Here is a 24926-nt window from a genome sequence, read left to right as displayed (position 1 = left end):
TTATCTTTTAAAAGTTCCGCTCTTTCCACCCGTTTTTTCCACTACGTACGTTGGACCAATGACAATTCCTTTATCAATAGCTTTACACATGTCATAAATTGTTAGCGCACAAACGGAAGCAGCTGTTAATGCCTCCATTTCTACTCCCGTACTTCCCTTTGTTTTAACAAATGCTTCAATTTGCAACTCATAGTTTGCTTCTTTCATTTGCCAAGTAAACGAAATGTCGACCCCTGTTAAAGAGAGAGGATGACACATCGGAATCAAGTCAGCCGTGCGTTTTGCCGCCATAATGCCTGCCACTTGGGCAACGGCGAGTACGTCCCCTTTTTTGACTTCTGAACGTGCAATTTTTTCATACACTTCTTTCGAAACGATGACACGAGATACCGCTCGAGCCGTTCGCATCGTTTCCTCCTTCTCAGAAATGTCAACCATTTTTGCCCGACCTTGTTCGTTAAAATGTGTAAACGTTCCCATGTTATCACCCCCCACTTACCGGTGGAATAAGAGCCACAACGTCATCGGCATATATGATATCATCGTCTGTTGCAAATTCTTCGTTAATCGCAATCATGAGCGACGGAGCTGTTTGTAAATCATATTCATGTTGCAGGCGTTCGCGAAGTTGCCGAACAGTCATTTGTTGCTCATGAAACATCACTTCCTCTGTACCTAGCCTCTCCTTTATATATGCAAATAATAATACGCGAATCATTCCTCTTCCTCCCTCGGCGCACCGCCATCGTAGCGAACGGTTTCTTTTTGATTACCAATCCACATTTCCCCATCTTCCCAATATTCTTTTTTCCAAATGGGAACGATCTCTTTTATTCTTTCAATTGCATAGCGATTCGCTTCATATGCATCTGCGCGATGAGGAGTGGAAACAGCAATCGCTACTGCGATATCGGTAACATCAAGCCGTCCAATACGATGTACAATCGCTACTTTTGCTTGTGGAAAGCGCGCAACAATTTCTTCACCGATTTGCTTTAATTGTTTTTGCGCCATCGACTCATACGCTTCATATTGCAAATATACAGTTTTTTTTCCATTCGTCAATTCTCTTACTGTGCCAAGAAACGTCACAATAGCACCCGCATTACGATCAACGACCGCCTCAATTACACTCCCTACATGAATGGGCTCACGAACGATGGCAAACATGTTTTTCCCCCTTTACATAAGCAATAATGTGCTCCATATACGCTTGTTCATCTTCAATAAAAAATGAGCCGTCCGTGCGTTGCCAACTAATTGAAATAAGCACATTTTTTAAATGTAATAAATGCTCATCTTCTCGACTACGCAAACAAACGATTTTCGGATAGGATGCATGTTTAAATCCTTCAATAAGCAATACATCGAGCGGAAATGTTTTATAGAGAGAAATTAACTCATTGAGCGTCCAATTTCCTTTTGCGTGAAGAAAAAATGTACCGTCTCCTTCAACTGCACATACAGCCGCACCAGCCTGGGCATGACGTGTTGTGTCTTTTTCTTTCGGCAACGTCACTTTTCCTTCGTGACCGTGGTGTTTTAATGTTCCGACACGATATCCGATTTCACATAACCGTTGAATCACCTTTTCAATAAGCGTCGTTTTTCCGCTATTTTGATAACCAACAACTTGTAAAATAATCATCGCCAAATATCATCCCCCTCATCCTCGAATAAAAGCACATCGACGCGATCCCCTGCTTGAAACCCGCGCGTCCCTCCTGGCAAGACGAGCAGGGCGTTCGCCTGGACAAGCGACGAAACAATATTTGATTTATCTTTTCCAACCGGTTCCACGTGTAACATACCATCATCATACGATACGTTGGCACGAACAAAACGAGTAAATGGGTTCGGTTTTAAAAAATCTTTTTGTAAAACCGCTTGCGCTCTCTTTAAATAACGTTTCGACTGCCCTAACATCGCTTTTATAAATGGACGAGCAAATAATTCAAAGCCCACATAACATGCAGAAGGATTGCCTGATAGTCCAAACAACATTTTCTTTTCAAATATTGCTGCCGACGTTACACTTCCTGGTCGCATGGCTACTTTATTGAATAATAATTGCGCTCCTAGATGCTCATATACGCGAGGCATATAATCAAAGTCCCCAACAGATACCCCGCCCGTTGTGATGACAACATCCGCTTCCCGCAATGCTTTTTGTACGACGTATAACGTATGTTCAAATGTATCTGCTACTTTTCCAAATAAAATCGGCTCTCCACCCGCGCGTCGAATTTGCGCTTGAAGCATGTAGGCGTTGCTGTTTCGGATTTTCCCTTTTTCAAGTGGCTCATAAACATGAAGAAGCTCGCTTCCCGTTGAAATAATAGCGACTTTCGGCTTTTTCATAACAGGCACTCGATCATATCCAAATGTTGCTAAAACAGCGACAATGCCTGGATGAATCATCGTTCCTTTTTCAACAACAACATCACCCTGCTTCATGTCTTCCCCTATACGCGAAATATTTTCACCTTCATGCACTTTTCTTTTTATTTCTACAAAACGCGTCCCATCTTTTTCAATTTCCTTCGTCAATTCAACCATGATGACAGCATTTGCACCATCTGGAATGGCTGCACCGGTCATAATTTTCACCGCTTGCTTTGGCATCAATGAGCCATCCCAAACCGTCCCAGCACCAACTGTGGCAACGACTTCTAATAATACAGGGTGATCAGATGATGCTTCTGCTGTCGCTTCAGCTGAGAGAGCATAACCATCATATGGTGAGCGATCAAACCAAGGAATTGGCATCGTTGCGTCAATATGCTCTGCTAAAATGCGCCCATCGCATTGTTCTAACGAAACATATTCTTTTTCCCCTTCTTGACACCATTTCATGACTCGTTCAATTGCTTCGTCAACCGGAATCGGCTTGCGCATATATGTTCATCCCTTCTTAAACAATCTATTCCTACTTTTACTATATCGCTTTCGGCTATCAAATCGTGTGATGTACGTCACAAAAACATTGCATACTGTGACGAAGTTCACATTTTTTTCATAAATGTTGATAAAAAAAGAGGCGTATTGCCTCTAGCCAATCCATTTGTAATATTGTTCTTTTGTATTAATATTCATAAACGGCTGCTCTTCTTTCATTTCTATATGCTTCACTCGGCAAGAAGAAAGAAACGTGTACATGCGATACTCCCCTTGCTGAAGGCAATCGTAAATGAGCGATTTCACACGATGATGATATATCGCAACAAGCGGTTGAGGTCGCCTGTTTACATATGGGACAATAGCATCAAATGCATCGTCTGCTTGCTGCTTTAACGCAGTTACAATCGTTTCATGAATAAATGGGATATCACACGGCAATACGATATACCACGTCGCCCCGTGATGCTTCATCGCTGAATAAATCCCGGCTAACGGCCCTTTTCCTTTATGTTGCGAAACGTCCTCTATCCATTGCACATCTTTCAGTTGAATCTGTTTTTGAATATGCGGCTGAGCAACAACAACAACTTGATCAACTATCGGACGTAACGCCTCCACGCTATAAAAAAGGAAAGGTTTCCCACGACGCAATGCGAGCGCCTTTGGTTCTCCAAACCGTTTCGACTGTCCCCCTGCCAAAACGATCCCGATCGTTTTCATTGGCGACGAAGCTCCCAAACAAGATGACGAATTTCTGGTAAAATTAACTTTTCCATCGCCAAGCGCACCGCATTTGTCGATCCGGGCATACAAAAAACCATCATGTTGTTCATCGAGCCAGCAAGCGCCCGACTTAACATCGCTGCACTACCAATTTGTTCGTAACTTAAAAAACGAAACAGTTCACCGAATCCAACCATTTCTTTCTCAAGCAACGGTTGAATCGCTTCAATTGTCACATCGCGCTTTGTAAATCCCGTTCCTCCATTGATTAAAATCACATCGACTTGTTCCGTTATTTGAACCGCTTGCCGAATGGCAAATACGTCATCTTTGACAATTTCGTATGCAGCAACGATGATATCCGCTTGCTGTAATTGTTCGTGAATGATTTGTCCACTCTTATCCGTTTCATACGTACGAGTATCTGAAACAGTAACAATTTTACAACGAACGGGAAGCGTCGCTTGCTTTTTATGATCATAAACACCCATGTCGTCAACCTCCAATATATGACATTTCGATTCGTTTTCCGTTCCACGCCGTTTGTTCCCCACGCTCCTCTGAATAGCGATCGGCTCGTTTTCGCCAAACATGTTCAATACATGTAAGAAGTTGTTCATCGTTCGCTCCAGCGCGCATCATGCTTAATAAATCTGTTCCGTTTATCGCAAATAAACATGTATACAGCTTTCCATCAGCGGATAGTCGGCTCCGTGTACAGCCGGAACAAAAAGCGGCAGAAACCGAGGAAATAAAGCCGACTTCCACATCTGTTCCTACGTAACGATAACGTTTAGCTACTTCACCGACATGGGCAGGAGCAACAGGCTCAAGCGGCATATGTTCAGAAATCATGTCATAAATTTGTTTACTCGTCACAACATCGTCTAACTTCCATCCATTCAAGGAGCCAACATCCATAAATTCGATGAAACGGAGCGTTATACCTTTCTTTTTAAAAAAGTAAGCCATCGGTAAAATTTCACTATCGTTCAATCCCTTTTTTACAACCATATTGACTTTCACCGTAAGCCCTTCGGCAAGCGCCGTGTCAATCCCTTCTAAAATATGGGTAGAACAAACACCAACACCATTCATTTTCATAAAAATGCGGTCATCGAGTGCATCTAAACTAACATTCACACGCTTCATACCCGCATCTTTTAATTTTTTTGCATACTTTTTTAAAAAAAAACCATTTGTCGTTAACGCTACATCTTGAACACCTTCAATATTTGTCAACATCGCCACAAGTACATCAATATTTTTACGCAATAACGGCTCGCCACCCGTTAAGCGAATTTTCCTTACTCCTAGTTGTACGAATAGCCGGGCTAAACGCTCCATTTCTTCAAATGTCATCAGTTGTTCCCGCTTCATAAAACAATACTGTTTTCCCTCTATATCCGGCATGCAATACGTGCAACGAAAATTACACCGATCCGTTACCGACATGCGTAAGTCTAATAATGGACGTCCATATACATCATATACCATCGTCAATCCCTCATTTCATTTACCGAGGTTCTATGTCCATGTTACTAAATTTGTGAACAAACAAATGTGACGTACGTCACACAAACATATTTGTCAAACATATTTGTTCATGATTTATTCAAATAAAAGAAATAAATGCTCGGGCGGCAAATATACTTTTTTATTGTGTATATGCTTCCACTGTTCTTCACTTACGCTTGCCTGCAATGTAAAATGATCGGTTTGCAATGTCACATCATACGTATATACATTTGGAACGGCCCGAATGATCTGAAAAGAAAAAGCGTTGCATGTCGCTTCATCTACAAAACGAATATGGTGTGAGTGAATGCCCATATGTGTTGCCTTATTCTTTTTTTTATGGGCAGGAACAATGAGTGATGCGCCATTGACGGAGCAAACGAGCTGCTTTCCCCTATCATCAACCGTACAAGGAAATATGTTTTTACAGCCGACAATTTTTGCAGCCTGTACATTGTCCGGTTCATGAAATACACATTCTTTCTTTCCTTGTTGTATGACGCGACCACGGTCATATAAAATAAGTTCGTCACATAACCGATAGGCTTCTTCTAAATGATGTGTAACAAAAAGAACGATACCAGAAAAGTGTTGTTGTAAATAAGAGAAAAATTGTTGTTCCATCACTTGTTTTGTGTGATGATCGAGCGCTGAGAATGGTTCATCAAGCAATAATATACTCGGCTTTGTGACAAGCGTACGTGCAAGCGCAACTCGCTGTTGCTGACCGCCAGATAGTTGATGTGGGTAATGATGTTCGTATCCTTTTAATCCGATATTTTCAATCATATTTAAAACTGTATGTTGTACTTTCTTTTTGGGCCATTTTTTTAAACCGAACGCGATATTTTCGTAAACTGTTAAATGTGGGAAAAGAGCATAATGTTGAAACATATACCCGACGTTTCGATGACGAGCAGGGACATGAATCCGTTTGTCTGAATGAAAAAATAACCGATCGTGCAATTGAATAATTCCTTCATCCGGCTGCTGTAATCCTGCAATGCTTTGCAATGTTAAACTTTTTCCACATCCCGATGCACCTAAAATCCCGACAATTCCGTTTTGAATTGTAAAATGAGCGTCTAACTGAAAGTGTGGAAATGTTTTCTTAATGGCGACGTACAGCATCGTTTTCTCCTCGAATCATTCGTTTTTCTAATCGTTTCATTGTGTACAACAAAGCAATAGATACAACGGTCATGATAAGGACGAGTATATTCGCCATTTTTTTATCCCCCGCAAGCAACGCATCGTAAATGGCAATAGGCATCGTCATCGTTTCATTTGGAATGCTTCCTGCAACCATTAACGTCGTTCCAAAATCGCCGAGCGCACGTGCAAAGACAAGTGTAGTTGCAGATGCAATGCTACGCCAAAAAAGCGGGATGACAACGGCGAAAAAAATATCCCATTCAGATCGACCGAGCACTCTTGCAGCATTTAGCAATTGCTCATCAATGCTCGCAAATGCTGCCCGCGCCGTTTTCACAAAAAACGGTAAAGCAACAACAAAAGCAGCAACAACTGCTCCTGTCGGTGTAAATACAATAAATATCCCAAACGTTTCTTCTAAAAAACGACCAAGTGGACTCGATCTCCCGAGCAACACAAGTAAATAGTAGCCGAGAACGGTCGGTGGCAATACAATCGGCAACGTAAACAATGAATCAAGTATATCACCTATTTTATTGTTAGAACGGCTTAAATAGTAAGAAATGGGCAAACCAACAACAAGTGCACAAATGGTTGCTATTGTTGCTACTTTTAACGATAAAAAGAGCGGAAAAAGATTAATCGCCTGCACAATTATTTCTCCTCAGGAATGATAAACCCATATTTTTTCATAATACTCGTCCCAGTCGGTCCTTGCAAAAATTCAATAAATTTGTCCGCTTCTTTTTCATGTTTCGTTTGTTTGACAATGACAATCGCTTGCTGAATTGGTTCATGCATATGCTCATCAATGAGATAAAATGGAAGATGATGATCTTTCATAAGTGCAAGCGCCACGATCGCCGCTTCAACATTGCCTGATTCCACATAAGTAAGTGTATCAGCAATATTTTTTCCATAAACGAGCTTCGGCTCTACTTGTTCCCATAAACCCGCTTTTTGTAACGCTTGTTTTGCTGCTAGCCCATACGGTGCATGGTCTGGGTTAGCAATCGCTACCTTTTTCACTTCTTGTTTCACTACATCTTGTAATGACGTTACAGCTACTCCTTCTTTTACGGCAAGTCCAATGCGCCCAAAGGCGTATATGTTTTTTGTTTGTTCAATAGCAATATGCTCGTGAACGAGTTCATCGACATATTCTACATTTGCTGAAGCAAATATATCAAACGGCGCCCCTTGTTTAATTTGTTCCGCTAACTGACCACTTGATCCAAAAATAAATGTAACGTCTATTCCTGTTTCTTTTTTAAATTGTTCTCCAATTTCTTTAAACGCATTGGTTAAGTCGGCTGCTGCGGCAACTTTAATCGTTGGTGCCACATTTGGTTGAGCGATGTTAGGATTACACGCCACTAACGACAAAATCAAAACAAGAAACCATATGTTTTTCACTTTAGTCCCCCCACATATCAATAAAAGAGAATATCTATTACAGATATCCCCTTTTATTCTTCTAACATTTCACTTCCGCATTTTTTCTAGCATAATAATACCAATTTAATGCAATGGATACGATATAAAATGCGATAAAGAAGTAAAATGCTGTAATTGGTGTACCTGTATTTTGGGCTGCCCAACCGAATAGCTTTGGAATGAAAAATGAACCATACGCTGCAAATGCTGCTGTAAAACCGAGAACAGGTGCTGCTTCTTTTGGTGGGAAGATGATCGGGATCATTTGGAATGTTGACCCTGATCCCATTCCAGCAGCAATAAATAAGATCATGAAAGATACAATAAATCCGATAAAATGTTTTTCAGTTGTAAAATACATGACCGCAGCAGCGCCAAGCCCCATAGTCATTAGGACGTAGTTTGTTACGCGCGCCCCTCCTAGCTTATCAGACAACCAACCACCGACTGGACGGAATGAAGCTGCTAAAAATGCCCCTAAAAAGGCAAGCGAGACGTGTTCTGGAAATTGTGATTTTAATAAAAGCGGAAACGCTGCCGCATATCCAATAAACGAACCGAACGTTGCGATATACAACCATGTCATAATCCACGTATGTTTTCTTTTTACGATGACAAACTGCTCTGATACAGATTGTTTTGCATTTGGTAAGTTATCCATACCGAAATATGCTAAAATCGTAAAGAACACAATCGGAATGACCCAAATAAACGCAGCGTTTTGTAACCAAATTTTTGAACCATCTGCTAGTACTTGTGGTTCACCACCGATGGCCCCAAATACACCGACTGTCACGATTAACGGTGTGACGAACTGAACGACCGATACTCCCATATTTCCAAGGCCACCGTTAATACCGAGCGCTGTCCCTTTTTCTTTTTTCGGAAAGAAAAAGCTAATATTCGCTAATGCAGATGAAAAGTTTCCACCACCGAGTCCACAGAGGGCAGCTAGCAACAACATAACCCAGTACGGTGTATTCGGATTTTGTACCGCTAAACCAACCCCAATGGCTGGGATGAGCAACACCCCTGTCGAGAAAACAACCCAATTTCTTCCTCCGAATTTCCCGACTGCAAATGTGTAAATGAAGCGTAGCGTCGCACCGACAAGTCCAGGGACAGCAGCTAACGTAAACAATTGACTTTGCGTGAATTGGAATCCAATATCATTTAATCGGGCAGCAACGATAGACCAAATTTGCCAAACAATAAATGCAAGCATTAACGTTGGAACAGAAATCCAAAGGTTTCTTCGAGCATGTTTTTTTCCTTCTTTTTCCCAAAATTCAGGATCCTCTGGATTCCAGTACGAACCGATGCGACTTTTTCGTTCAGCATAATCTGAAGCCGTTTTCAATGTTTGACTCATAACGATCGTCTCTCCTTTTTTGACAGTATATAATTATAAAAATCATTGCTGTACTTTCATCATATAGAAAGTGTATAAACAAGAATGTGATGTGCATCACATATTATGAAATGTTCATACAATGTTAAAAAATGATATTTAAGCGATCGTTTTGCGCAGTCGTCTCATAATGAGCATCGCAACGAGCATCGTCGCTGCAATCCACCAAAATCCGTACGAATATGAATTCGTCCATTGCTTAAACATCCCTAAAATATTCGGTAAAAAGAACCCTCCTAACCCGCCGGCAGCTCCAACAAAACCTGTTAATAATCCAACTTCTTTCGGGAATACGTTAGGGATGACTTGGAATAACGCTCCGTTCGCTGTACCAAAAAAAATAAGTGTAACAAATAAAAGCGCTAACGCGACATAGACAGGTGGAAGCATACCAACAATCGTTAATGTGACAGTCGCACCAGTAAATAACCAAACGAGCAATTTCATCCCGCCGTATTTATCCGCCAAATATCCACCAATTGGCCGAACAAAGCTTCCTGCAAATACGACAAGCGTCACAAAGTCCCCTGCCGTCACCTTGTCAACCCCGTATTGATCAAAAAAGAATAACGTTAAATAGCTCGTCATTCCTACAAATCCACCAAAAGATAAGCTGTAAAAGAAGCTAAACAACCATGTCTCCTTCATTTTCATTACGCGTGTATATTCTGACATTTTCGTTGGTTTTACCGCTGTCGGACATTCTTTCGCAAATAGGATAAATACAATAAATGCAACGATAAGAGGAATGAGCGCTAATCCGAATACACTGTTCCATCCATGCGCTTCAGCAAGACGAGGGCCAAATAACATCGCCAACACCGTTCCACTATTCCCGGCTCCTGCAATTCCCATCGCTAGTCCTTGGTGTTCTTTCGGATACCATCGACTAGCTAAAGGAAGCGCAACTGCAAAACTCGCCCCTGCAATCCCTAGCAACAATCCGAGTGCATAAATGTGTGTCAGTGTATCAGCAAACAACCATCCCCAAAAAAGTGGAATGGACGTCAGTATCATTCCAATCATCCCCATTTTCTTACCACCAAATCGGTCAGCTAGCAGCCCCATCGGAATACGAAGCAACGCCCCTCCTAATACAGGAATACCTACCATCATTCCTTTTTGAGCAGGCGTCAAACCTAAATCTTCTACAATAAACGTTCCCGTCGCCCCAAGAATCACCCAAATCATAAAACTAATGTCGAAGTACAAAAAAGATGAAAGAAGTGTTGGTAAATGTCCCACCCGCAAAAATTGTTTTAATCGTTCCATCCTTATCTCCTCCTTCACTTACCATTTGACAATTTTATCGTAAAAAACGTAATTGTTTGATACTGTTATATTGTTCACAATTTTTTCTATGTTCACAAAACTTTCATACATTCATTCATTTCACTTGCAACATCGTATAAATCACAATAAGATGAAAAAGAGGGGATGCCGGTCCCCTCTTTCCATTTATTTTTTTGCAGGAGGAGGCGGAGTTTGACCTGGGAAACTGTCTGTAATCGCGTGATCCTTCTTCTTAAACGGATCCGCTTCATTATAGACAGCTTTCATCCGCTCCTCAATTTCTTTTTTCAACTTATCTACATCTATTCCCTTTTTCATGAGCTCCTCTGTCGCAATTAAAATCGCTTGATTAGATTCCTCAATGGACTTGCTTAACGTTGCCATCGTCCCTTGTGGATTATGAAATCCTGCAGAGTTTTCTGCCGCGACAATGTCCCAATACCATTGACCTTTTCTTATATGTTCTTGTGCCGCTTTAATTTTTACTTCATCTACTTTTGCCGTAATCATTTTATTAACATAATAATGAGCAAAAACGGATACTTCTTCCGCTTTATGAAGCATTTCCATATGTGTTGTTTGAATTTCGTCTACACGTGTTTTAATCCATTGTTCGGACTTATCGGCGTGACATGTTAAACAAGATTGTTCAATCGTTTTTAATGGCGACGTCCAGTAATGAGATGTTATTTTCTTCTTGCCATTTACTCGTTCATATGGCATATGGCAATCTGAACAAGATACCCCTGCTTTTCCATGAGGTCCTTCAATCCACGTTTCAAACTCTGGATGTTGCGCTTTTAACATTGGTGTGCCTGATACGTTATGGATCCAATCTTTTTCAAACCCTTGCTGTTTCCCGATTTCTTCGTAATATGCGTACATTTCTTCAGGTTTAAATCCTTTTGCCCATGGGAACGTCACTTTTGATTTCGATGGTTCAAAATAATACTCTACATGGCATTGTGCACATACGTATGAACGCATTTCGTTTTTCGTTGCTTTCGTTACATCCACACCACGAGTTTTCATCGCCTCAATAAAACTTGGGCGTGTAATTCGCAAATCCATCGTTTGCGGATCGTGGCAGTCGGAACATCCGATTGGAGAATGCCCCATTGCTTCTGCCTTCGGCCAAACGACTTGGTTGAAATTTGCCCCCCAATAATCATCGCCCATCTCTTCAATTAACTTTGGCACAGCTGTACTTTTACAAGTTAAGCATGATCCGACCGATTTGTCGGTAATCCGTTTAATGTTGCGCACATCTTCTGCCGCGTACACATGTCCGCGATCTTCGTTGTATTCTGTCGCAAATCCAAATCCGTTAAATAAAATCGGTAAATACGGCTCTTTATCGTGTTCAAACTTACTTCTTTTGACGGAGCCGTTATATTTCGTGTCTTCTTCTTTTTTGTTTTTCATATAGCTTTCATAATGTAACGGAAACAAGTCTTTAAATGCTTCGTTGCGATACTCATCTTTGGCAAGACCTGTGCTTTTGCTTTGTTTAGATGCTTCCTCTGTTTGACCACAACCGACAAGGACGAGAAGAAGCGATCCAATAAGCATGAAAGCTTTTTTCATCACCTTAAAACCCTCCTTTTCTATTTAATAATGTTCTTGAAGGCAATGGCTCATAAAATTCTTTTGTTTTAAACGTCGCTTTCCCATGTGGTACATCACGATGACAATCAAAACAGTTTTCTTTAGCGTCATGCGAGACGTTTTGAATGGTTGCTTCGTGGCAACTGATACAGTTTTTATTAATCACATCTTTTGAAGCTGTTGTTGCATGAAGCACTTTCGGTATTTTTTCAGAACCTAACGTATTAAAGTAAACGTGCGTCATGCCTGCTTTCGCCTTAAAAACAAGTTTATTTACTGCACTGTCGTGTGGTAAGTGACAATCGTTACATGCCACATTTGCGTGCGTCGATGCTGCGAACGAATCATGTGCCTCGTTCATAATGTGACAGTTGCTACAAAACTCTGGGGAATCTGTATAGCTCAATGTCTCTGCAGTTGCCACTGTGCCAACAATTCCGACAAATAAGAAAACGACAACGAGCACCTTTTTATCAAGACTAAATAGCTTCTTCCACATATTCTCACCTCCTTTCTCATTGAATGATCTATAACAACGCTTTAAATGAAGCGCTGCTATCATTGCATCGCTTTGACTTTTTCAACTAACATTTCTTTTGTCACCGGACCGACAATCTTTTCACGAATGACACCATCGCGATCAAGAATGACGGTTTCCGGTTGTCCAACAATTTGAAATCGCTTTGCAATTTTTTCATCCACATCGAGTAAAAAAGGAAGAGAAGTTTGATGCTTATGAACAAACTGTTGTACCCAACTTTTTGGTTCGCCTTTTGAAATAACAAATATGTTCGCTTGTTTATATTGTTTATGAAAAGCTTCTAATTCAGGAAACTCTTTTTCACACGGTTCACACCATGTTGCGAAAAAGTTTAATACCGTTACTTTTCCTCTTGTTTCTTCTATATTCCATATTTCTCCTTCTAACGTCGGTAATTGAATTTCTTCAACAACATCTCCAACATGAAGCTTTTCTTGTTTTTTATTGACAATAAGCACAGCAACCATCATGGTTATCATCAATAGCGCAAACCACCATACCCTTTTTTTCATCTCACCATCTTCCTATTCTTTTTTTCTTGTAAGCAATGTTCAATAAAATGCAGTTGCTCTCTAATTTTGTTTTCGCGCCGAAAAAGAAGGAACAAATATGAGAAAATGATCAGCCAAGCAACTGTGTAAGCGCTAAATAAATAAATCATTTGACATCCCCCTTATTATGAAAAATGTGTATACACTTGTTCCATATACATTTTTATTTTTTCTTTCATTCGTGCAATACGAACACCTTTTCTGACCAGGACGACATAAAGAAATGTCATCGTTACCACACAAACAATTAAAGTCAACAACATTTCTGGTTCTACACCGCCACCTTTTTGATTTTTTCCATCCCCAAAAACGACAGGATGCAAACGGGAGTTCCACCAACGAATGGCCATAAACACAATCGGAACGTTAATGAACGCCACGAGACCGAATGCGGAAGAAAAACGAGCAACTTTATTCCGTTCCCCATCTGATTGGCGCAATAGTAAATAACCAATATACATAAAAAACAAAATCAACGTTGTCGTTAAGCGCGGTTCCCACGTCCACCACGTATTCCATGCACTACGCGCCCAAATAGGCCCGGTCGTTAGTACAATGGCTGTGAACACGACACCAATTTCTGCTGACGCTCCCGCTATGTGATAAGCTAACTCATTCGATTTCCAAATGACAAGCAAGCTACAAATAAACACGACGAAAAACGCTAAAAAACTTACCCACGCTGATGACACGTGAATGTAAAAAATTTTTTGTACAACGCCCATTTTTACTTCGATTGGCGACCAAATAAACACCATGTATAATGCGATGAACATACAAACCGCCGAACACGCAAGCAAAATGGCATCAAGCCTCTTCATCTCTTCACTCTCCTAACACAAAATCAATTAACCAGTAACAGACGGTAAAAAAGATGCAATCATACGCAATCATCATCTTTAGCCAACTGAACATATCATGAATTTGATTTTCGGTAAGAAACAATATTTTTGTAGACTGAGCACCTGCAATAAGCAAAGGACTAACCATTGGTAAAAGTAAAATGTAAAACAATACTTTGTTTGAGATGCACGCTAAAAATGTACCAACGATTGAAAACCCAAATAAGCCAACAACCATGACAACGAAGAAAAGAGAAAGATGTTGATAATAGCGAAAATCAAACAATATAAACAGAAGCGGAATCACGATAACATTAGTGCAAAAAAGGATTAAAAAATTTGCAATTGCTTTCCCGATATAAATCGCACTTTTTTCAATTGGAGCAACGAGCAATCCTGTCAAACAATCATTATGTAGCTCATAGGAAATAGAACGTTCGAAACACATCACGCCTGTAAAAATGGTCACAATCCAAATAAAACCAGGCGTAATTTGTTTTAGTAAATCTTGTGTAATCGTAAACGAAAAGCTATACGTTGTAATCATTAATAGCGCAAAAACGAGAATAAACATGACGTTTTGCTTCTCTTTGTACTCGTAATACAGCTCTTTTTTCGTGATCATCCATATTTGTTTTATATTCATCGTTCATCCACCAATGTTTTATACATTTCCTTTATATGTTTTTCTTCTGTTTGGACGCTTTCAGCAGCAATTTCTCCTTTGTGAAGAAAAATAACTTTATTGCTTATTTTTTCAATATGACTAAAATCATGTGTCACCATCATGATTGCTGTTTGTTTTTCTTTTTCTTGTTGCAACAAGTGAAAAAGCAACTGCACTCCATCTTGATCTAATCCTGTAAATGGCTCGTCGAGAAGTAAAATGCTCGGTTCATGTAATAGCGCACGCGCCAAAGATAACCGTTGCTTCATTCCTTTTGAAAAAGTGCGCACAGGAATGTCTTTAAATACATATAAATCGACAATCTTTAACCACCTTTTAATCGTTTCTTCACAGTTTTTTACTCCGTACAACTCACTGTAAAATCGTAAATTTTCTACTGGCGTAAAATTTTCATATAAAAAGTGGTGATGTGAAATCCATCCGAGATTTCTTTTATATTCAGTCAATTGTTTATATACGTCTTGACCGTTCCAATACATACTTCCAGCATCAATTTGATGAATGCATGCACAAACTTTCAAAAGAGTTGTTTTCCCCGCACCATTTGGCCCGACAATCGAGAGACATTCTCCTTTTTTTACTTCCATATGAATGTGTCGCAGTACAGGACGCATACCGAGCTTTTTTTGAACGTTGTGTAATACAATCATTCGCTCTCCCTCTTTTTAAAAAACGGGCTAACGATAAAATACGAACATCCTGTGACAACTGCTATGCTTATAACCATATACATATACTCCATTTAATTCCCCTCTCTCCGACGAACCGTCCGATAAATGACGAAAATTCCGAACATAAAGATAGCTATCGGGACGATCCAAGCTGTTAAACTAAATCCGCTTTTTTGCGGAACGACAAGCGCCTGTTCTCCTAGTTGTTCAACATAATAATTTAAAATCTCTTCCTCACTTTTTCCTTTATTCAACATATCAAGTACTTCTTTATAATATTGTTGCTTTACTGTACATGTAGCAAGATCGTGTTCTTTATGCCCTTGCATTGATAGTTGATTCACGATACGTTGAAATAACTTAGAATTGTAATCATACGTTTGCGCTGAAACGTGAATCGGTAGAACAAGCAGTAAAAGCAAACATAGCCCAAGCTTTTTCATCATTTTCTCCACCCTCTCATTGGATGTGTCATGGCAATCATCGCTCCGATCATCATGATTATCCCACCGATCCAAATCCATGAAACGAGCGGATTCATTTTTATTAAAAATGTCGCACTTCGATCGCTTTCCCATGAACTTAATACAACATATAAATCTTCGAATATGCTTGACTGTAAAGCTACTTCACTTGAAGGTTCTTTCCAATGGTGATAAAACCATTTTTCTGCCTCTAGTACATTCGTCTTCTTATTGTCGTCATGTACTTTTAACGTTGCATATACGACATCTTTATCTTTTTCATATCGTTCATCCAATGATTTATACAGCAATTCATACTTTCCAATTTTCACACTTTCCCCAAGCGAGAGCGTTTTCATCATTTCTACGCTATATGCTTGCGAACCAATAACGCCAAAAGCGATGAAAGCAACACCGATATGAACAATATACCCCCCATACTTTCGTCCGTTATGTTTTAACAAATCAACAAGCACACGACCAATGGATTGTTGCGTTCTTTTTCTTCTTTTCCACACATCATGAAATAACTCGATCATGTGTACAATGATCATGAGCGTAACAATAAAACATGCTAAAATGACGTATAAATCCTTTTTTCCATTGACATACAACGCAACAGCTATACATACGCTCATGATTAACGGCATACTTAACCGTCGCAACATTATCGGGAGTGATGCCGATTTCCACGGAACAATTGGACAGATCGCCATCAATAAAATTAATGATAGAAAAATGGGTGCGGTCACTTCATTAAAATATGGGGGGCCAACATTTACTTTTTTTCCATTCAACATTTCTGATACGAGCGGGAAAATCGTACCCCAAAAAATAGCTACCGCCCCACCAATAAAAATTAAATTGGCGACTAAAAAGCTCATTTCTTTTGAAATCACATGTTCAATCACGACTTTATTTTGTTTCCACACATGAGCACGATCAACTACGACGTACATCGTAAATATAAACATAACGATCATAAATATAAGGAAGTACGTTCCTAACGTTGAATTTGAAAAAGCGTGAACAGATGTTAGCACACCGCTACGCACGATAAATGTCCCAAATAGTGTAAGGAAATATGATACGATAACGAGCGCCACGTTCCATCCTTTCAACATCTGTTTTTTTTCTTGCATCATTAATGAATGTAACAATGCTGTCGTCGTTAGCCATGGCATAAATGAGGCATTCTCAACCGGATCCCAAGCCCAATATCCTCCCCATCCTAATTCGACGTAAGCCCACCACGCACCCACTATATTTCCAATTGTCAAGCTAAACCACGCGATGAGCGTCCACCTTCTTACAATAGGAACCCACATCGTACTCCAATCTTTTTGAAAAAGAGCCCCAATCGTATAAGCAAATGGCACAGCCAAAACAACATAACCAACGTATGTGGAAACAGGGTGAATAATCATGCCAGGATGTAATAGCATCGGATTCATGCCGTTTCCATCAAACGGAATCGTTTTCGTCATTTTAAATGGATTTTCGTTCACGGATAAAACGAGAAAGAAAAATACGAGATTCATTAGTAAAACGAGCAACGCATAAGGTGTTAAAGCATGCGTTTGCGTACGTTTTGAGTATGCGATAATCAAAGCAAATAAACTAAGCAAAAATGCCCATAAGAGAAGAGAACCTGCATTCCCTGCCCAAAGCGCGCAAAATCGATAAAACCACGCTAACGATGAATTTGTATATGAAGCGACATATTTATACTCAAAATGGTTTGTTACTAACAAATAAACAAGCAAACAAATTCCAATTGTAGCTGTAACAAAAACAGCAAGGACAGCCCCTTTACCGCTTTCAAGATACATTTCTTTTTTTCGTTTGATCCCGTATCCATACGCCCAAAGGCCATACAAAGCAAAAACAAAACTAGCAACCATCGTTGTGTATCCTAATATATACATAAAGCACCGCCTCAATCTAAAAGTTTTTTGTGCATTTCTTTGTCGTACTTTTTCATATCCTCTCCTTCATATTTGGATGGGCATTTCGTTTGTACTTTTTCAGCATAAAATATGTCATTTCGCCATTTCCCTTCGATAATCACAATGACGCCATCAGAAAAATTATCGGGTTTGGCCCCTGTGTAACGAACTTGAATCGTTTCACTTTGATCGTATAGCTCAAACGATAATTGCGTACGTTTGGCATCCCATCGCACAGAAGATTGTTTCAGCATGCCTTGTGTTAACACATATTCATTTTTATATTGTTCGTTCTTTGTTAAATCTTTCAATTTCACTTCTACGACACTTGCAGAAGGCATCGATGTAAACAGCAACATACCAATGGCTAAAACAATGAAACATATACCGACGATAATTTTTTTATTTCCCATTTTTCCCCCTCCTTTTGTGAAGCGTAATAATCATCGTTGCGATCGAAAGCAAGCTGCCACCGATAACACCACTTGCTACGAATATAGGTGATAATGTTTTATTTTCCTTTTCTTGTTCATTCCCGTGATATTCATTTAACAATTCATACGTTGTGCGCATATCTTCTCGGCTATATGTGATATTGAACGTTTTTACATCCCCTTGCTTCATTTTTGTGAACTCATATAAATACATCCCCATCCCATACGTATTTTCCTCATAATATTGTGGTGAGGGAACGATCTTAAAATCATTCGCTCCTAATGGTTGATAAAAAACAATTTTCATATGTTCAATAGGTAACAAATGATGATATGTGTATGTGATCGTCCGTTTCTTTTTTTCTAGCCTTATATTTTTTGTGTAGTATTCGATTACAATATCGTAACGTTCATTTGGCTGAATTTCTTTGTCTACTTCGAAAGAGATATACCCTTTCTCTTGGTCGAGTGTATAATCGATTTCTTTTGGCTCATCATTTACATACTGAGCAACGTAACCAACTCGAAACTCTTTTTCTTTCGTTGGAAGCGGGATGACAATCATTCCTTTTTGTCCTTGCTTGCTTACGTTGCGGAAAGAAAGATGCATTCCGACTAACATGGACGGTTTATCGCTTTGATCATCCGGATGATTCGCATATTCTGGCATTACTTGGATAAGTCCGTTTTCTAGTACAAAAGCATTTTCTTGTGCAGCCGTGGAACGAACACAACATAAGAAAAGCAAACATACGAATGTATATACATACTTTTTCACCGTTGTTCCCTCGTTTCTTTGATCATTCTTCTACGTTTAGTATAGAAAAACATCTGGGATTTTTGTGTATGCATGATAACATTTTCACAATTTGTTCAATAATAGTTTTCACGAAAAATACAACATAAAATGTGATAAAGTTCATATTTTATTCATTTTCTTAACGTTATAATTTTGTTTTAGAACACAAATAGAATGATCATATTTTCACAAATTATTTTTTTAATATAAAACATTGTCACAATTTTTTCTTCATTTCTGCAAAAAAAATGCACACTTTTTCGTTACATACAATGATGAAAGAATAAAACAAAGGAGGAAGCATGTATGAGTATGACGCACTACATGGAGTTGTTAGCTGTTAATCAACCATGGAATTTAATTTTGTTTATGGCAATCCCTGTTATTCTAGCCGAAACTGTTGCTATTACCGAATTAGTCATTTTGTTTACGCGGCGTTTTGATGGAAATGTGAGAAGACTAAATAAAATATGTAGTATTATAGGTGGATTTTATTTTTTGTTTGTTTTCATTTATTTGTTCATATCAGCTGTCATTCCACTCACAATGAATGGGGAATGGAGAGGGTGGATTGACGTGATCGCTGTGACATTTTATTTATTAGGCGTCATCCCACTCGTTGGATTAAGCTTGTTAGATTTACACATCATCGGCCGCAGTTGGAGTGAAGAAAAAAAATTAAAAGTTCACGCTATATTCGTTGGCATTTTTTTAATTGTCGCTCACATTGCAATGATTTTTGGTATGTTAGATCCTTCTCTCGGAAGCGGGCATGGGCATCATATGAACATGTAGAAAAAGGGTTGGCTATTCGCCGACCCTTTCTTTTTGCCTCCACGCTTTCGGGATGTAGATGCAATACGGTTCGCTTGCTAAGTAATCGCCTGTCACCGCGTACGCTCTAGAACGCGATCCGCCACAAACGTAGCGAAATTCACACACGCCACATTTTCCCTTATATCCGTCTGGATTTCTTAACTGTTTGAAAATCGGAGAATGGCGATAAATGTATGATAGCGGTTGTTCGCGCACATTTCCTGCTTTTACAGGCAACAATCCGCTCGGATATACATCGCCAATATGAGAAATAAATACAAAGCCATTTCCGTCGTTTACTCCTTTTGGGGCACGTCCTAGCCCATCTACTTGCCCGGTCAGCCCTTTCATTAACACGTCTTCATAACGAATGTCACCGTGAATTTGTTGCTCTCGCATTTTTTGCTGCAACACAACACGTCGATAATGTTGTCCCGCTGTCGTTTTAATATCAAACGGTACACGTTTGCTCGTTTCATACAGCCATCGAAACACTTTTTCATGTTCAACGGGCGAAATCATATCCGTCTCTTTTCCCCTGCCTGTCGGTACGAGGAAAAATACACTCCAAAGCACACACCGGAGCTTTTCAACAAGTTGCACCATTTCATCAAGCACATGAACGTTATAACGAGAAATGACCGTATTAATTTGAATTGGAATATCGAGCTCGTGCAAATATTGAATCGCTTTCATCGTTAAGTCGAACGAGCCAGGTGTTCCGCGAAAGTGATCGTGAATTTGAGCATTTGGTCCATCTAAACTAAACGCCCAACGAGCAAGTCCTACTTCTTTCGCTTTTCGGATCGCTTCTTTTGTTACGTTTGGTGTGGCACTTGGCGTCATTGATACACGAAGTCCTTTATCAATCGCATACTTAGCAATATCGTATACATCTGGACGCATCAGTGGATCGCCACCTGTAAACACGAGAAGAGGTTGATTCATTTCATAAATGTCATCAATTAATCGCTTTCCTTCTTCAAACGTTAACTCACGTGGATCGCGATGATATTGCGCTTCTGCCCTACAATGAAGACAGTTGAGCTGACATGCCCGCGTTAACTCCCATATAACAATAAACGGATTTTGTTGAAAATCACGCATATTTGATCCCTCCGATTCGATCACTACCTCTCATTGTACAAAAAGGCGGAGATAGATCATGTGACATTCATCACAAAAAGTATCACATAACCATCTTGTCACTATTCTGACAAACATGCACGTCCTTGCATTTCCGATATAAAACAGATAGTATATACGATATAAGGTATATAAGGAGGTGGCAATATGGCGAAAGTGCAAATTAAAGTAATGGATAACGGTTCTTTTCGTGTAACCGGAGATGTGGAATTAATTGATATGGAAGGAAACAAGTTTGAAACAAAAGAAACGTTTTCCCTCTGTCGTTGTGGGCTTTCACAAAGCATGCCGTTTTGTGATGCTGCCCATAAAGGAAAATTTGAATCGGTCGTTCGCGCGCCGAAAAGCGAATAAGCCCGGCTTTTATTCCGGGCTTTTTACTTTGCCATATTTCCCTCCCCCTCCTTCATCTACTTGCAATGTACCGTTTCTAGCTGCGATAATCATTTGAGCAATTTTTTGTCCTGCTGCATATGCTAATTCGTCTTCAGACGCTTCATGCATAATATACATTTCCGTTCCTACTCGTTCGATTAGTTTTTTATATGTCTTCTGGCCTATTCCGGGAATAAACGACAGAGGCACTTGATGAATATATGGCGGACGCACAACAGATGTATAAAAAGTGGTGCGTAGCTGTTGCAGCCGCTCATATACCCCAACAATTTGTTGATTATAACCACACTGCTCACATTGTTCACCGCTCCATCGCGACAAACAACGCGCACAAGTTGTGCGATAATATTTACCAAGCCTCGGATTTAACCCGTAATTTGCTGTTATTTTTCTTCCTTGTTCATGTCGTAACGCCTTTGTTAATTCGGCAAACGTTGCTTCTTCCATCGCAATCATTTGATATTCACGCGCTATATTTTTTAACGAATGAGCATCCGAGTTAGATACATAACAATAACGATGGAGCTCTTCGATTTGATCCGCCATCGTTGTATCCGCACTTAATCCTAATTCAACTGCATCAATAAGGCGAGGATCAAATACTTCTGTCAAACTTTGTTTGACTCCTTTTCCATATACACTTTTAAACGGAGTAAACGCATGCGCTAAAATAAATAATCCATCCCATTTTTTTACTTGTTCCTGCAGTTGCTTTCCTAACACGTATATGCGCTGCGAGCTAAGCGAGCGATTTTTCACATAACTCGCCATCCAATCGGAAAATTTGCGCATTGTATCCATGGTTGGAAAGAAAACTAACACATGGATTGGACCTTGGCAATGTTCATCGTATATTTCTATTTCGCTTCCTAACAACATTGTGACACCCTGCGCTAAAATTCCCCCATCTCGATGTTCCGTCCAACCATGTTTTTCAATATGTTGCTTGATTTCTTTTAATATTTCCGGCACATGAGCATCAACAATGCCAATCATTTGTAAACCTTTTGTATATGTCGCTTCATGGACAATATTAGATAGCGTTAATGATTTCGCTCCTGTCATTTTAACTGGTCGTTGTGAAGCCGTTCGACCAATATGAATATGTAAATCAACAAAATAATTGTTCATCATTTTTCTTTTCAGCGCTCCACAAGCGACATGCGCGGATTCAATATTTGATTCGGGCTTTTTAATTGAAAACATCCTGCCCCGTCGACAACGTCAATCGTCATTTGTTCATCGAAAAAAATGAGCCGATGTTTCTCTACCCAAATGGGCAGATCATTTGTTTCAATCACCACATCATGCTCATCTAATTCATCGACAAGGAGCAAAACAGGCACACCATTCACGGCACATCCACAATCATCTATATCATATATCAGCTTGACATGCTTGTTCCCTCGAACACGATGAAGTTGTTCAATCGCTCGTTTTGTTAATGTAATGTTCATCTTGTTCACCTCACTTACTTTTTTAAAAACGCTTGTTTTCCGATTTTTTCGATAAGCGATGGGAATAGTTGATACATACGACTTCCAATGTGCATCCAAACCGGCAAATTCACTTCACGCGTAGGAGTAAGCATCACATCAACGATGCGCTGTGCGACAAATTCAGGTCGAAGCATCCATCGTTTCACGTTTTTCACATATTCCCCAGACGTATCAGCAACGGTAAAAAAGTTTGTTTCAATTGGTCCAGGGTTCACAGCTGTCACATAAATGCCATACATCGATGCTTCCATTCGTAAACTATTTGTAAATCCGAGAACAGCATGTTTTGTGGCAGCATATACGCTCGATTTCGGTGTGGCAATTTTTCCGGCTTGCGATGCGATGTTAATAATATGCCCCGATCGTTTTTCCATCATATGCGTATACACTTTTTTCGTACACGAGATCAATCCGAGAACATTGACGTCAAACATTTGTTTTGCTTCCGAGAGATCGATATGTTCGACATAACGAAACACACCAAAACCAGCATTATTGACAAGAATATGTACATCAACAGAAGCAAGCAAACGATCAAATACAGCATCTACTTCTTTTTCGTTACTAACATCTAGCTGCTCATATAAGCAAGACATGCCATACGTTTGCTCAATATGTTGCGCAATTTGTGCTAATTTTTCTTTTGATCGAGCAAGCAGTATCGGTGTCCCACCGCGTTTAGCTACTTCGTATGCGATTTGTTCACCGATGCCGCTCGATGCTCCTGTAATGACGACGTATTTCCCTTTCAGCTTCACGCTCTCACCACCTCGTACATATATATTTGACCATCTTTTTCTTTTTTCACTTCCCCAATCGCTTCTAAATAGTCCAGCTGACCAATCGTTTCAGACATCGTCAATAAAAATTCGCGTTCATATACGGTTGGAAAAAGTGCTCGGCATACGTCAAATGCCGTCATCGGCTTTTCGCTCAACAATTGCCATACATATTGTGCACGCTCCTTTTGTTTTTCAAGCCGCTTTGCGATAAGCGGTGCGACATTCGTCACATCTTCGCCGTGTCCGGTGACAATCGTTGTAATGTCGTAATTCAACAACTTTTCCAATGAATCGTTATATTGCAAAAGTGGTTTCGGGCGCTCTTGTTCACCGATCGCAGGCGGCTCTAACAGCGGATTTGATGAAATCGTTGCTAGCAAATGATCTCCCCCGATCATCAGACCGTCCGCTTCACGATATAAAACAATATGGCTTTGTGCGTGTCCTGGTGTTTCAATGACCGTCCAACCTTCAATCATGTCCCCTTCTTTCACTTCTTGTGTGAGCGAGCGCTCGCACGAAAAACGGAGAGAACGTCGAAAGTTCCCAAGTTTCGCGATTCCTTCTTCACCGATGCCACACTCAATTAAAAATTGCTCGAAATATTGTTGATGCCACGCAAAAAAAGCAGCATCTTTCGCAATCCAAGGGGCTGCTTTGCGATGGCCGATAACGGGAAGCGACGGCGGTAAATAATCGAGTAAACCGACGTGATCTGGATGGTGATGTGTAATGATGACTTGCTCAATATCCTCCGGTTCATAACCGAGTTCGCGTAATTCACGAACGAAGACATGCCATGCTTCTTCCGTTTTCACTCCCGCATCAATGAGCGTTAAACGTTCGCCTTTGACAATATACATATTCACATCGCCAACGGCAAATGGCGTTGGGACGACAATGCGATGCAATTGTTCCATTTTTTCGACTCCTTCATTATATCATCATAATTTTCCTTTTCGTCTGTTTATCAGTTTACACTTATTTTTTCTGTTTGTCATTTATTTTTATTTATTTATTAAAAAATTCAGAAAATAAATATTGAAAATGTATTGACAACATGCTTGTTTTTCGTGCATAATTGCAAACAAATCATATATGTACGAAGCGATGAATAGGGCCAGTACATGATAAACGGTAAAAGAGAGTGAAACCCACCGGCTGAAAGGTTTCATTACCCTCTTTATCATGGAACCTACCCTATGAGCTGTTAGGCAAACCTAACCGTCTTGCCGACGATACCGGCATAAGAGGTGGGCGCATTTGTGCCAACAAAGGTGGTACCGCGGAAATAAAGACCTT

General features: G+C 39.9%; 31 protein-coding genes and 1 other annotated feature (1 of these 32 only partly in view). Of the genes, 2 read left to right on the top strand and 29 right to left on the bottom strand.

What is annotated here, in order from left to right; translation table 11 throughout:
• From moaC to HNQ82_RS01060, 24 genes are all read right to left on the bottom strand, one after another.
• Nucleotides 1-480 carry a cyclic pyranopterin monophosphate synthase MoaC gene (moaC, locus tag HNQ82_RS01175; RefSeq protein WP_003394312.1) on the bottom strand — a complete coding sequence of 160 codons (480 nt, stop codon included), beginning with the start codon at nt 478-480 and terminating at the stop codon, nt 1-3.
• A gap of 4 nt (nt 481-484) precedes the next feature.
• Complete coding sequence (gene moaD, locus HNQ82_RS01170; RefSeq protein ID WP_183246455.1) at nt 485-718, bottom strand: molybdopterin converting factor subunit 1; 234 nt, start codon at nt 716-718, stop codon at nt 485-487.
• Entirely contained in the window at nt 715-1170 is a 456-nt protein-coding gene (locus HNQ82_RS01165) for a molybdenum cofactor biosynthesis protein MoaE (protein ID WP_183246453.1), read from the bottom strand. Before HNQ82_RS01165 ends, moaD begins: the two co-directional genes overlap by 4 nt.
• The gene (mobB, locus tag HNQ82_RS01160; RefSeq protein WP_183246451.1) at nt 1151-1654 is read right to left on the bottom strand and encodes a molybdopterin-guanine dinucleotide biosynthesis protein B; all 504 of its coding nucleotides are present in this window, start codon (nt 1652-1654) and stop codon (nt 1151-1153) included. Before mobB ends, HNQ82_RS01165 begins: the two co-directional genes overlap by 20 nt.
• Nucleotides 1645-2898, bottom strand: a complete 1254-nt coding sequence (locus HNQ82_RS01155) for a molybdopterin molybdotransferase MoeA (RefSeq protein ID WP_183246449.1) — start codon at nt 2896-2898, stop codon at nt 1645-1647. The genes mobB and HNQ82_RS01155 overlap by 10 nt, the downstream gene beginning before the upstream one ends.
• Nucleotides 2899-3051: 153 nt before the next feature.
• Nucleotides 3052-3621 (bottom strand): molybdenum cofactor guanylyltransferase, encoded by a 570-nt coding sequence (locus tag HNQ82_RS01150; RefSeq protein ID WP_183246447.1) that lies wholly within the window; start codon nt 3619-3621, stop codon nt 3052-3054.
• Nucleotides 3618-4115 (bottom strand): MogA/MoaB family molybdenum cofactor biosynthesis protein, encoded by a 498-nt coding sequence (locus tag HNQ82_RS01145; protein WP_003394296.1) that lies wholly within the window; start codon nt 4113-4115, stop codon nt 3618-3620. Before HNQ82_RS01145 ends, HNQ82_RS01150 begins: the two co-directional genes overlap by 4 nt.
• Nucleotides 4116-4119: 4 nt before the next feature.
• Entirely contained in the window at nt 4120-5121 is a 1002-nt protein-coding gene (gene moaA, locus HNQ82_RS01140; protein WP_183246445.1) for a GTP 3',8-cyclase MoaA, read from the bottom strand.
• A gap of 114 nt (nt 5122-5235) precedes the next feature.
• Nucleotides 5236-6273 (bottom strand): sulfate/molybdate ABC transporter ATP-binding protein, encoded by a 1038-nt coding sequence (locus tag HNQ82_RS01135; protein ID WP_183246443.1) that lies wholly within the window; start codon nt 6271-6273, stop codon nt 5236-5238.
• Nucleotides 6254-6949, bottom strand: coding sequence for a molybdate ABC transporter permease subunit (gene modB, locus HNQ82_RS01130; RefSeq protein ID WP_183246442.1), 696 nt, complete (start codon nt 6947-6949; stop codon nt 6254-6256). The genes HNQ82_RS01135 and modB overlap by 20 nt, the downstream gene beginning before the upstream one ends.
• Before the next feature lie 2 nt (nt 6950-6951).
• Complete coding sequence (gene modA, locus HNQ82_RS01125) at nt 6952-7713, bottom strand: molybdate ABC transporter substrate-binding protein (RefSeq protein ID WP_183246440.1); 762 nt, start codon at nt 7711-7713, stop codon at nt 6952-6954.
• Nucleotides 7714-7774: 61 nt separating this feature from the next.
• On the bottom strand, nt 7775-9106 hold the full coding sequence (locus HNQ82_RS01120; protein ID WP_183246438.1) for a NarK family nitrate/nitrite MFS transporter: 1332 nt from the start codon (nt 9104-9106) through the stop codon (nt 7775-7777).
• A gap of 138 nt (nt 9107-9244) precedes the next feature.
• Nucleotides 9245-10417: a nitrate/nitrite transporter gene (locus HNQ82_RS01115; RefSeq protein WP_003394282.1), complete on the bottom strand. Its 1173-nt coding sequence runs from the start codon at nt 10415-10417 to the stop codon at nt 9245-9247.
• A gap of 186 nt (nt 10418-10603) precedes the next feature.
• Entirely contained in the window at nt 10604-12028 is a 1425-nt protein-coding gene (locus HNQ82_RS01110; RefSeq protein ID WP_183246436.1) for an ammonia-forming cytochrome c nitrite reductase subunit c552, read from the bottom strand.
• A 1-nt stretch (nt 12029) separates the two neighbouring features.
• Nucleotides 12030-12545 carry a NapC/NirT family cytochrome c gene (locus tag HNQ82_RS01105; RefSeq protein WP_183246434.1) on the bottom strand — a complete coding sequence of 172 codons (516 nt, stop codon included), beginning with the start codon at nt 12543-12545 and terminating at the stop codon, nt 12030-12032.
• A 59-nt stretch (nt 12546-12604) separates the two neighbouring features.
• Entirely contained in the window at nt 12605-13099 is a 495-nt protein-coding gene (locus tag HNQ82_RS01100; RefSeq protein ID WP_183246432.1) for a TlpA family protein disulfide reductase, read from the bottom strand.
• On the bottom strand, nt 13096-13248 hold the full coding sequence (locus HNQ82_RS01095; RefSeq protein WP_183246431.1) for a CcmD family protein: 153 nt from the start codon (nt 13246-13248) through the stop codon (nt 13096-13098). The genes HNQ82_RS01100 and HNQ82_RS01095 overlap by 4 nt, the downstream gene beginning before the upstream one ends.
• A gap of 15 nt (nt 13249-13263) precedes the next feature.
• Entirely contained in the window at nt 13264-13959 is a 696-nt protein-coding gene (locus HNQ82_RS01090; protein ID WP_183246429.1) for a cytochrome c biogenesis protein, read from the bottom strand.
• A 4-nt stretch (nt 13960-13963) separates the two neighbouring features.
• Nucleotides 13964-14626: a heme exporter protein CcmB gene (locus HNQ82_RS01085; RefSeq protein WP_183246426.1), complete on the bottom strand. Its 663-nt coding sequence runs from the start codon at nt 14624-14626 to the stop codon at nt 13964-13966.
• Nucleotides 14623-15318 (bottom strand): heme ABC exporter ATP-binding protein CcmA, encoded by a 696-nt coding sequence (gene ccmA, locus HNQ82_RS01080; protein WP_183246424.1) that lies wholly within the window; start codon nt 15316-15318, stop codon nt 14623-14625. Before ccmA ends, HNQ82_RS01085 begins: the two co-directional genes overlap by 4 nt.
• Nucleotides 15319-15410: 92 nt before the next feature.
• Nucleotides 15411-15782, bottom strand: coding sequence for a cytochrome c-type biogenesis protein (locus HNQ82_RS01075; protein WP_246348799.1), 372 nt, complete (start codon nt 15780-15782; stop codon nt 15411-15413).
• On the bottom strand, nt 15782-17731 hold the full coding sequence (locus HNQ82_RS01070; protein ID WP_183246420.1) for a heme lyase CcmF/NrfE family subunit: 1950 nt from the start codon (nt 17729-17731) through the stop codon (nt 15782-15784). The genes HNQ82_RS01075 and HNQ82_RS01070 overlap by 1 nt, the downstream gene beginning before the upstream one ends.
• A gap of 11 nt (nt 17732-17742) precedes the next feature.
• The gene (locus HNQ82_RS01065) at nt 17743-18165 is read right to left on the bottom strand and encodes a cytochrome c maturation protein CcmE (RefSeq protein WP_183246418.1); all 423 of its coding nucleotides are present in this window, start codon (nt 18163-18165) and stop codon (nt 17743-17745) included.
• A complete protein-coding gene (locus HNQ82_RS01060) occupies nt 18155-18964 on the bottom strand; it encodes a hypothetical protein (protein ID WP_183246416.1) in 810 nt (269 codons plus the stop codon). The genes HNQ82_RS01065 and HNQ82_RS01060 overlap by 11 nt, the downstream gene beginning before the upstream one ends.
• Before the next feature lie 327 nt (nt 18965-19291).
• Here HNQ82_RS01060 and HNQ82_RS01055 point away from each other — a divergent pair, with 327 nt between their 5' ends.
• Nucleotides 19292-19780: a DUF6803 family protein gene (locus tag HNQ82_RS01055; RefSeq protein WP_183246414.1), complete on the top strand. Its 489-nt coding sequence runs from the start codon at nt 19292-19294 to the stop codon at nt 19778-19780.
• A 12-nt stretch (nt 19781-19792) separates the two neighbouring features.
• Here the strand turns inward: HNQ82_RS01055 and HNQ82_RS01050 are convergent, their stop codons facing one another.
• Complete coding sequence (locus HNQ82_RS01050; RefSeq protein ID WP_183246413.1) at nt 19793-20908, bottom strand: TIGR04053 family radical SAM/SPASM domain-containing protein; 1116 nt, start codon at nt 20906-20908, stop codon at nt 19793-19795.
• 186 nt (nt 20909-21094) lie between these two features.
• On the opposite strand from HNQ82_RS01050, the gene HNQ82_RS01045 reads away from it, so the two are divergent.
• Nucleotides 21095-21301 (top strand): CDGSH iron-sulfur domain-containing protein, encoded by a 207-nt coding sequence (locus HNQ82_RS01045; protein WP_183246411.1) that lies wholly within the window; start codon nt 21095-21097, stop codon nt 21299-21301.
• Between the two features lie 9 nt (nt 21302-21310).
• Here the strand turns inward: HNQ82_RS01045 and HNQ82_RS01040 are convergent, their stop codons facing one another.
• The 4 genes from HNQ82_RS01040 to HNQ82_RS01025 are packed head-to-tail and all read right to left on the bottom strand — an operon-like array spanning nt 21311 to nt 24544.
• On the bottom strand, nt 21311-22477 hold the full coding sequence (locus tag HNQ82_RS01040) for an endonuclease Q family protein (protein ID WP_183246409.1): 1167 nt from the start codon (nt 22475-22477) through the stop codon (nt 21311-21313).
• Between the two features lie 8 nt (nt 22478-22485).
• On the bottom strand, nt 22486-22800 hold the full coding sequence (locus tag HNQ82_RS01035; protein WP_183246407.1) for an iron-sulfur cluster biosynthesis family protein: 315 nt from the start codon (nt 22798-22800) through the stop codon (nt 22486-22488).
• Nucleotides 22801-22814: 14 nt separating this feature from the next.
• Nucleotides 22815-23600, bottom strand: a complete 786-nt coding sequence (locus HNQ82_RS01030) for an SDR family NAD(P)-dependent oxidoreductase (RefSeq protein ID WP_183246405.1) — start codon at nt 23598-23600, stop codon at nt 22815-22817.
• Nucleotides 23597-24544: an MBL fold metallo-hydrolase gene (locus HNQ82_RS01025; protein ID WP_183246403.1), complete on the bottom strand. Its 948-nt coding sequence runs from the start codon at nt 24542-24544 to the stop codon at nt 23597-23599. Before HNQ82_RS01025 ends, HNQ82_RS01030 begins: the two co-directional genes overlap by 4 nt.
• 181 nt (nt 24545-24725) lie before the next feature.
• Nucleotides 24726-24926: a binding site (T-box leader), on the top strand; it runs 12 nt beyond the window's last position.

Origin of the sequence: Anoxybacillus tengchongensis (assembly GCF_014201585.1) — a bacterium.
In the GTDB taxonomy this organism is placed as follows: domain Bacteria; phylum Bacillota; class Bacilli; order Bacillales; family Anoxybacillaceae; genus Anoxybacillus; species Anoxybacillus tengchongensis.
Note: the sequence above shows the minus strand (reverse complement) of the source record. Positions and strands in the feature narration are given on the sequence as shown.